This is a genomic window from Epilithonimonas bovis DSM 19482, assembly GCF_900108115.1.
Classification (GTDB): Bacteria; Bacteroidota; Bacteroidia; order Flavobacteriales; family Weeksellaceae; genus Epilithonimonas; species Epilithonimonas bovis.
This window is the reverse complement of record NZ_FTPU01000040.1, coordinates 21013-27372: the sequence shown is the minus strand read 5'-3', so window position 1 is coordinate 27372 and position 6360 is coordinate 21013. Positions and strand designations below refer to the sequence as shown.

The following is a 6360-nucleotide window of genomic DNA, read 5'->3' as shown; positions in this document are numbered from 1 at the left end:
CCTGCCAAACCTTGCATCCCATCGCATATTTCACCCATAGAATCGCATCGGCTGAATATGCCGAAAAGCATCGTCATCAAATGCGTCCACGAATCAAATGTTTTATAATATCGGTCTGATTGATGCTTGTTAACCAATAAATCAAACTTGTTGCGGGGGATAAATTGCAATATTTGTTTGAAAATTGGCTGACCGACTAAATTCTTTTCTGTATTTTTATGGCTCATATTTTTAGTGTGTAGTAAAACTAAAATATGAAAAAAGGAGCTACCTGAACAGATGGCTCCTTATATTTTTTTTGTCGGTTAGTAGTGATTATTTTTATAAAATATGATTCGATTTCTATTTGTTTTATTGTTGGTCTCTTTGTCTGCCTGCCAGTCGGTTAAAAAAAGCAACCGGTTTATGGCTGAGAAAATCCCTGCTGAGAAATTGCGTGCCGATGTGGATTTTAGTTATCAGAAGCTAAAGCGCTACCATCCCAATCTGTACTGGTACGTTTCTAAAGAAGATCTGGATTATAAATTTGACAGCCTCAAAACTACGATACAGAAACCGTTAACACCCAACGAATTTTATTTTGTGCTGGCACCGGTTATTGCGAGTATTAGAGAAGGGCATCTTCGCCTGCGTTCTTACCCGAAAAGATATTCTAAGGCTGAGGAAAAGGCACTTAAAAAGAAAAATCCGCTGTTCGCACAGATGGATTACAAAGTGTTGGGTAACCGGCTGTTTGTAACAGAAAATAAATATCATATCGGTAATATATTGCCGGGCTCGGAGATTTTGAAAATTAATGAAGATTATGTGGCTGACCTGATAGAAAAATACAACAGGCTTTACAGCTCGGACGGTAAAAATAAAACCTTCCAAAAGTATTTTATCAATCTTACATTTTTCAATTTTTATACTTTGGAAAAAGGCTACCTGGACAGTGCGAGCCTGCTGGTAAAGAAAGATAACACGATCTCCAACATCAAAATTATCAGAACAAAAAAGTCTGATAACGACCTGAAAAAAGAAGAAGAAAAACCTAAAATTTCTGAATTGCAGAAAGTTAAGGACTTTAATCCAAAGGCGAATACCTACAACAGGGATTTCAAATTTATTAATGCAGACAGCAGTATTGCCTATATAAGGATCAAATCGTTCTCAGCCAATTATGCTAAAAAGTTCTATAAAACATCATTTCAAAAAATAAAGAATGCCAACTCAGATTACCTGATTTTGGATATCAGAGATAACCTTGGCGGTTCTCTTTCTGAGATTAATACGCTGTATTCTTATCTTGCGGATAAAGAATTTCGGCTGATAAAAGCACCTGAGATGACATCCAGGACTTCCGGGATGTCCCAGAATTATTTTCGAGGACAAAATGCTTTTTCTGCGGTATTGACTGCCGCCGGTTACCCGTTTTTTCTGGTAGGTAATTTTTTTCTGTCGACCAAAAAAGAGCAGCATTACTACTTCCGGGATTTTAATTCGAGGCTTGCAAAACCTCAAAAAAATGCTTTCAAAGGATCTTTGTATGTACTGGTTAACGGTGCCAGTTTTTCGGCATCTTCCATCATTGCTGCCAAGCTTAAGTTTGAAAAAAGAGCATTAATTATTGGTGAGGAAACCGGTGGTGCTAATGACGGCACAGTGGCAGGCGTCAATAATACGGTAACGCTTCCTAACTCAAAACTGACCTTGCCTATCGGACTTTTCCTGATCCGCCCCAATATCACTTTTGAAAATAAGAGCCGAGGTGTGACGCCGGATTTTTACGTTGATCCTGATTTTGAGAATCTGAAAACTTCGGATGATAAAACTCTGAAGTGGGTTTTGGATGATATTATTTTCCGTAATACCGTTATCAAAAATAATTAATCATAAAAAACGTGAACCCTTCTTGAAGGTCCACGTTGTCAATTTTATATGTAATCAGGATTACTTAATGATTTTCATCTCATTAAGAAGCCATTTGGCATCTGCATATTTATCAATTACAAACAGGATATACTTGGTATCCACCATAATATTTCGGCAAAGTTTTGGGTCATAATTGATGTCACTCATGGTGCCTTCCCACTGTCTGTCGAAATTAAGGCCAATCAGGTTTCCGTACGCATCCAGAGCCGGGCTTCCGGAGTTACCGCCTGTTGTATGGTTGGTCGCTGTAAAGTTGACAGGGACATCACCGGATTTATCTTTGTAGACGCCATAATCTTTGGTATTGTAAAGACTGATAAGCTTTTGCGGAACATTGAATTCATAATCGCCGGGAATATATTTTTCTATCACACCGGCAAGATGGGTTTGGTAGCCATAAGTCACGGCATCTCTCGGGTTAGATCCCTTCACTTTTCCGTAGGTCACACGCAGCGTAGAGTTGGCATCAGGGAAAAATTTCCTTTCCTTGTCGGTTTCCATCTGCTGCGCCATAAATGTTTTTTGCAGTGCATCAATTTCGGTCTGGTATGCCGTTACTTTGTCTTGTGTAGTTTTAACATAAGTGTTTTTGAGATTGGCATAAAGCTGGATCAAAGGATCATTTTTAAGAGCCTTAACCAAAGTATTCTGATCCGCGAATACTTTATTGATATCCGAGTAAACTGTAGCGCCATTCACAGTGCCACCACCAGTGATTACAGAATTTTTTGCCCAGTTCTCTACCGTTACAGTATTTTGTCCGGCATCTTTGTAGTTATCAAAACCAGAAGGTAAAAACTGCTGTGGTGTTTTGTTGGCATAAAGTGCGAGGACTTTAGCCGTCACTTTGGCATCCAGACCGCTTTCGTAATCTTTATAGATTTCGGATAGCCTTGATTTCAAATTATCCAGCGACTTTTGAGAAGAAGTGCCATTTTCCACGGCTTCTACGTAACTTCCAAAAAGACTTGCCAAAGCCAGTGTTTCAGAATTTCTGGGCAGCTCTGAATAATAAGCTCTGTTCAGAGCATAAGGTGCCTGCTCCTGATAAAGCCTGTTGAGGTTGTCAACAGTTGTTTTGATTGCCGGGTTTTTAGCAATAAGCATTTGCTCATACTGTTGCTTTTTGCCAACGGCATTGGATTTTTTTAATCCTTCTATTTCACCCTGCCATTTTTTCCACGCGTTGGAGATTCTTGCATATTTAGAAGCATATTTAATCCTTGTCGCATTGTCCACTCTCATCTTTTCGTCAAGGGTTTTCAAAGTGACATCACGAACCGAAATCATTGCTGGATCAATCTCCGTCATTATTTTTTCAACGGCTACAGCAGGAAGATATTCCGTTGTTCTTCCCGGGAATCCGAAAACAAAAGTGAAATCATCCTCTTTCTTATCCTTGATAGAAATTGGCAGGAAGTGTTTTGGTGTGTATGGTATATTGTCTTTAGAATATTCTGCAGGTTTGTTATTCTTATCTGCATAGATCCTAAACATCGAGAAGTCACCTGTATGCCTTGGCCAAACCCAGTTATCAGTGTCAGAGCCGTATTTGCCAATGGCAGATGGCGGTGCGCCCACAAGGCGGATATCTTTATAAGTTTCTATGACATAAGCATAATATTTATTCCCATAATACATCGGTTTTACAGAGATTTTCTGGTAACTTTCCGGTTTTTGTGAAGTGATGTATGCATCTGTGTTTTGTTTGATTTTAGCATCTAATTCTTTCCCGGAAAGACCCTGAGTACCGGACAGGATTTGACCAGTAACTTCTTTGATATCAGTGATGAAATCAACCGTTACGCCAGGATTTGGTAATTCTCCATTCATATCTTTTGCCCAAAAGCCGTTGGTTAAAAGGTCATTGTCTACTGTAGAGTGGGATTGGATATTATCATAACCGCAATGGTGATTGGTAAGCAAAAGGCCTTTTGGTGATATAATCTCGGCAGTACAACCACCGTCAAACTGTACCACAGCATCTTTTATACTCGCTTTATTAGGGTCAAAAATATCTTTGGCAGAGATTTTCATTCCCAGTTCTTTCATTTCTTTTTCATTCACTTCTGTCGGGATCCACATTCCACCATACTGTTGGGCCAATGTCATCACAGCTGATAACGCAAATGCTGATAAGAGAATTTTTTTCATTTTAAATTTTTAAAATTTCACGAATTTAATTAATTTTTTAGAAACGTGTAATGGTGATATCCTTTGACAAAACCTTAAATAATTACTCAAACTCCGGCGTTGAATTTTTAACATGCAGACGGTCTTCCACATATTCAATTTTTGTTTTGCCGTGAGGTTTTGGATTTCCGTTTTCATCTAAGCCTACAAAAACTAATTTATCAATAGTGATGATAATCTGATGTGTCATTTTGTTTCTGACTTCGCATCGTAATGTCAACGAGGATTTTCCAAATTCAACCGCTTCAATTCCGATTTCTATAATATCGCCCTGCTTGGCCGAGCTTACAAAGTTGATTTCGGAGATATATTTGGTTACTGTTCTCGAGTTTTCCAGCTGGATAATGGCGTATAAAGCAGCCTCCTCGTCAATCCATTGCAAAAGCCTGCCTCCAAAAAGAGAATGATTAGGGTTGAGGTCTTCTGGTTTGATCCATTTTCTGGTATGATAATTCATCATAATTCTATAGCATTTTAATTTGTTACAAAGATAAAATTATATCAATATATTATGCTCCACCTACCATAGAAAATATGAATAACAGAATTAATTTTCTGTAACGAAGTTTATTTTTTTGGATGAATTTTTGATTCGCTATAATCTTAGTATTTTTGTAAAAAATTTAGATTAAATGTCAAAAGTTAAAATAGGTACAGTTCAGATGTCTTGTGTTGCTGATAAGCAATCAAACCTGAACAAAGCCATTGAAAAAATAAAAGAAGCCGCTGCAAAAGGTGCTCAAATCGTTTGTTTACAAGAACTTTTTACATCATTATATTTTTGTGATGTAGAAGATTATGATAATTTTGATTTGGCGGAACCAATTCCTGGTCCTTCAACAGATGCTTTGTCGCCAGTTGCTAAAGAATTGGGCGTTGTAATCATCGCTTCATTATTCGAGAAAAGGGCACAAGGGCTTTATCATAATACGACTGCTGTTATTGATGCAGACGGTACTTACTTGGGGAAATACCGCAAAATGCACATCCCTGATGATCCTGCTTTTTATGAAAAATTCTATTTCACGCCTGGGGATTTAGGTTACAAAATCTTCCCGACAAAATTTGGAAAAGTTGGAGTTTTGATCTGTTGGGATCAGTGGTATCCGGAAGCTTCCAGAATTACTGCATTGATGGGAGCAGACATTATGTTTTATCCAACAGCGATTGGTTGGGCAACAGACCAAGACGAAGAAACCAATCAAGACCAATATAACGCTTGGCAGACGATTCAGCGTTCACACGCAGTTGCAAACGGCGTTCCTGTAGTTTCTGTGAATAGAGTAGGTTTTGAACAGGATGGCGCGATGAAATTCTGGGGCGGTAGTTTTGTGACCAATGCACAAGGAAAATTGTTGTATTTAGCTTCTCACGATAAAGAGGAAGTTGTGGTAACAGAAGTAGACCTTGCTCAAACCGACTATATGAGAAAGCACTGGCCTTTCTTAAGAGACAGAAGAATCGAAACTTATTCGCCGATTACCAAACGTTTTATTGATGAGGATTAATCGTATTAAAAATCATTTTTTTGTTTTTTTGAGTCTATGTTATTTTTCGAATATATCAGCTCAGATTAAACCACTTAAAATCGAAAAATTAAATAATCACTTATATATTTATCAAACCTACAATATTTATAATGAAAAAGAATATTCTGCAAATGCATTATATTTAGTGACGAAAAAAGGTGTTGTTTTATTTGATGTTCCTTGGCAAAAATCGCAGTATCAGGTTTTGGTTGATAGTATTCAACAAAAACATAGCAAAAAAGTAATAGCTGTATTTGCAACACATTCACACGAAGATAGAGCTGGTGATTTAAGTTTTTTTAACAAAAAAGGAATTAAAACATTTGCAACTCAAAAAACAAATGAATATTTAAAGAATGATAAAAGAGCGACTTCAAATCAATTTATAAAAATTGGAAAAACCTATAAAATAGGTGGTGAAAAATTTAAAATTGATTTTGTTGGAGAGGGTCATACAAAAGACAATATTATAGTATGGTTTCCAGATTATGAAGTTTTAGATGGAGGATGTCTAGTTAAAAGTTCTCAAGCAGACAATTTAGGTTATTTAGGTGAAGCAAATATCGAAGCTTGGCCAGCTTCTATTAATCAAATTTTAGAAAAGTATCCTAAAATTAAGTTAGTTATTCCAGGACACGATGATTGGCAAAAGCAAGGGCATTTAGAGCGAACATTATATTTGTTAAATTTTTCAAATAATTAATTTTGCAACAGACTGTTGCAA

General features: G+C 37.1%; 6 protein-coding genes. 3 read left to right on the top strand and 3 right to left on the bottom strand.

The features are described 5' to 3' along the window. The coding region (locus B0B05_RS13730; RefSeq protein ID WP_143746036.1) for a DUF4372 domain-containing protein at positions 1-227 on the bottom strand (227 nt) is incomplete at its 3' end. Positions 228-330: 103 nt separating this feature from the next. Between B0B05_RS13730 and B0B05_RS13725 the strand changes: the two genes are divergently transcribed. Next, the gene (locus B0B05_RS13725; protein ID WP_076784186.1) at positions 331-1872 is read left to right on the top strand and encodes a S41 family peptidase; all 1542 of its coding nucleotides are present in this window, start codon (positions 331-333) and stop codon (positions 1870-1872) included. Between the two features lie 60 nt (positions 1873-1932). On the opposite strand, the gene B0B05_RS13720 is transcribed toward B0B05_RS13725, so the two are convergent. Further along, positions 1933-4068, bottom strand: a complete 2136-nt coding sequence (locus tag B0B05_RS13720; protein WP_076784185.1) for a S46 family peptidase — start codon at positions 4066-4068, stop codon at positions 1933-1935. Between the two features lie 82 nt (positions 4069-4150). Next, positions 4151-4564, bottom strand: a complete 414-nt coding sequence (locus B0B05_RS13715; protein ID WP_076784189.1) for an acyl-CoA thioesterase — start codon at positions 4562-4564, stop codon at positions 4151-4153. Between the two features lie 175 nt (positions 4565-4739). On the opposite strand from B0B05_RS13715, the gene B0B05_RS13710 reads away from it, so the two are divergent. Together B0B05_RS13710 and bla are read left to right on the top strand one after the other, a co-directional pair. After that, on the top strand, positions 4740-5615 hold the full coding sequence (locus B0B05_RS13710) for a carbon-nitrogen hydrolase (protein WP_076784184.1): 876 nt from the start codon (positions 4740-4742) through the stop codon (positions 5613-5615). Further along, the gene (gene bla, locus B0B05_RS13705; RefSeq protein ID WP_076784183.1) at positions 5605-6339 is read left to right on the top strand and encodes a BlaB/IND/MUS family subclass B1 metallo-beta-lactamase; all 735 of its coding nucleotides are present in this window, start codon (positions 5605-5607) and stop codon (positions 6337-6339) included. Before B0B05_RS13710 ends, bla begins: the two co-directional genes overlap by 11 nt. Positions 6340-6360: the final 21 nt, after the last annotated feature.